Consider the following 2,645-nt stretch of genomic DNA (forward strand, 5'->3'; position numbering starts at 1 on the left):
TCCGCCCCGATCGGGGCGGACACGGTCGCGGCAGCGTCCGGCGTCCGCCCGCCGACCGCGCTCGCGCCCTCCAGCGTCAGCCCGAAGCCGCGGTCGGTCGACCGAACCGCGGTCTTGACCCGTACGACACCGCCCCGGTCGTCCGCGTCGTACCACCAGCCCTCGCCGGCCGCCTCGTACGCCGCCCGCGAGCCGTGCCGCGGCAGCGCCCGCCCGTCGAGCTCCACCGAGCGCGGCGCGTCACCGGTGTGCACGGTGAAGTGGTACGGGCGTGAGGTCTGCTTGCCTTCGAACTTCCCCTTCGAGGGGCCGACTTCGAGCGACACGTCCCCGGCCCCGGAGCGCGGCGCACGCACCGTCACCTTCTGCTGCGCGTATGCCCCCGAGCGGTGCGCCCGCGTCACGCCGTCGTCCTCGTACAGCGTGAAGGAGGAGGTCCCCCGCGGGTAGACGTCCCAGGCCAGCGGCGACTTCGCGGTGCGGTCCTCGTAGGAGCGGATGCCCGGCCACATCGGCACGGCGGCTCCGGCGCGCACGAACAGCGGCAGCGTGTCGAGCGGTGCGCTGTAGCCGTCGACGGTCACCGGGCCCTGGTAGGTGCGGCCGCTCCAGTAGTCGATCCAGGTGCCCTCGGGAAGGTAGATGCCGTCGCGGACCGCGGAGTCCTCGTAGACGGGTGCCACGAGGAAGTCCTCGCCCGTCAGGAACTCGTACTTCGCCGCGTCGGTCCCGGCCTTCGGGTCGTCGGGGTACTCCAGTGCGAGCGGCCGGACCGGGCCGACGCCGGTGCGGTGCGCCTCGGCCGCGTAGGAGTACATGTACGGCAGCAGCGACTCCTTGAGCTTGAGGTACTTGCGGTTGATGGAGGTGTACGGCTCCCCGTACCGGAAGGGCTGCTTGTCGCTGGCCGCCCAGCCGTCCATGGTCATCACGGCCGGCAGGAACGCCTTCCACTGCAGGTCGCGGACGTACGTCTGCGGGCTGCCGCCGAAGATCCCGTCGACGTCGCCAGTGGTATAGGCAAGACCCGACATGGTCGCGCCCGCGTACGTCGGGATCTGCCAGCGGATGTACTCCCAGCTGCCGGACTGGTCGCCGGACCACTGCACCCCGCAGCGCTGCGCGCCGGACCAGCTCTCGGGGGCCCAGGTGAAGCCGCGCGCCGAGCTGTTGTCCTCGATGCCCTGGTAGGCGTCCTTGCAGCCGTCGAGGGCGAACTTGTAGCCGGGGCCGACCCAGGCCACGTCCAGCTTGGCGACCCGCTGCCCGGCCTTGACCTGGTCGGCGAGCTGGTCGAGCCCGTCCTCGGTCCACATGCCCAGCTGCATCTTCCGGTCCTGGAGGCCCTTGCCGGTCTCGGGCAGGTCCTCGTAGCCGCAGCCGTAGCCGTCGTTGACGAGCATCCAGCCGTTCGGCATGTCGTGCTCGAGGTAGCCGTCGGCGACCTTCAGCGCGTCGAGGGTGCGGCGCTCGCCGCGGTTGGCGTTGTGCAGGTAGCAGTCCGAGTCGCCGATCTCCAGCCCGTACAGCGGCGGCAGGAAGGGCCGGCCGGTCAGCTTCGTGTACTGGCCGATGACGTCCTCGGCCTCGGGGCCCGCGAAGTAGTAGGCGTCGAAGCGCTGTTCCTGCGCGCTGGTGGTGACCGGCTCGGTGAAGGCGTACGTGCCCGGGGCGTAGGTGTTGCGGAAGACGCCGTAGCCGGCCGAGGAGAGGTAGAACGGCACCGAGTTGGGGTGCCCGCCGTCGTCCCAGTTGTAGTCGACGCCGACCTCGACGGTCTTGCCGCGGTGCGAGGTGTTGCCGCGGCCGTTCTGCATGCCGGCGCCGTAGAACTGCTCGTCCGCGCCGCGCGCCAGGGTCTGGGTGGTCTTCTCCCCGTCCCAGGTCAGCCCCTTGGCCTCGGACCAGAGCAGGCTGCCGTCGGCGCGCCGCAGCTCGAAGCGCAGCGGGGTCTTGTAGGCCCGCAGGGTCACCTTCGAGGTGCTGAGCTCGTAGCGGTCGCCCGCGTCGCGCCAGCGGGTGCGGGGCGGGGTGCCCTGCGGCAGGACGATGTCCTTGCCGGTCGGGTCGGTGAAGGCGCCGTCGGGGGCGAGTTCGACGCGGAAGGTCTCCTCCGAGACGAAGCTGACCCGGGCCTGGGCCTTCCCCGCCGTCAGCCGGTAGACCGACTTCGGCGCGTCGGCGGTGAAGCCGGTGACGTCTCCGACGGTCTGCTCGGCGACCCGCGCGCCCTCGCCGTGCGCCGCGCCCGCGGGCACGACCAGGGTGGCCACGAGACCGAGCAGAGCGGCAACGACCGCCGATCTGAGCCGCGTTGGGATTCTGGTTGCTCTTCTCATACGCGCTCTCTAGCGCGAATGACGCGTACACAACCATGGACTATTCGGCCGTCACCCCTGGACTTCCGCGCCGGGCGGACGCCGAAGGCCAGGGGTGACGGCGGTGGTTGGGGGTGGGAGCGCCGGTGGCCGGGGGTTAGAGCGCCACGCCCAGCAGCGCGTCCACAGCCCGCGACACGAGCCCGGGCGCGCCCTCGTCCGTACCGCCCCCGGTGCGCTGCCGCTCGGCCCAGCGGTCGACCGCGGCAAGCGCGGCCGGCGCGTCGAGGTCGTCGGCCAGCGCCTCGCGGATCTCCTCCAGCAGCG

1 protein-coding gene and 1 pseudogene are annotated in these 2,645 nt (G+C 71.9%); both read right to left on the bottom strand.

Annotation, left to right across the window (positions count from 1 at the left end; all coding sequences use genetic code 11):
* The coding region (locus AOK16_RS21365; RefSeq protein ID WP_055473804.1) for a glycoside hydrolase family 31 protein at nucleotides 1-2,339 on the bottom strand (2,339 nt) is incomplete at its 3' end.
* Between the two features lie 136 nt (nucleotides 2,340-2,475).
* Nucleotides 2,476-2,645, bottom strand: a pseudogene (locus AOK16_RS26775) (cysteine--1-D-myo-inosityl 2-amino-2-deoxy-alpha-D-glucopyranoside ligase); the annotation flags it as partial.

Source organism: Streptomyces pathocidini (genome assembly GCF_001418495.1).
Classification (GTDB): Bacteria; Actinomycetota; Actinomycetes; order Streptomycetales; family Streptomycetaceae; genus Streptomyces; species Streptomyces pathocidini.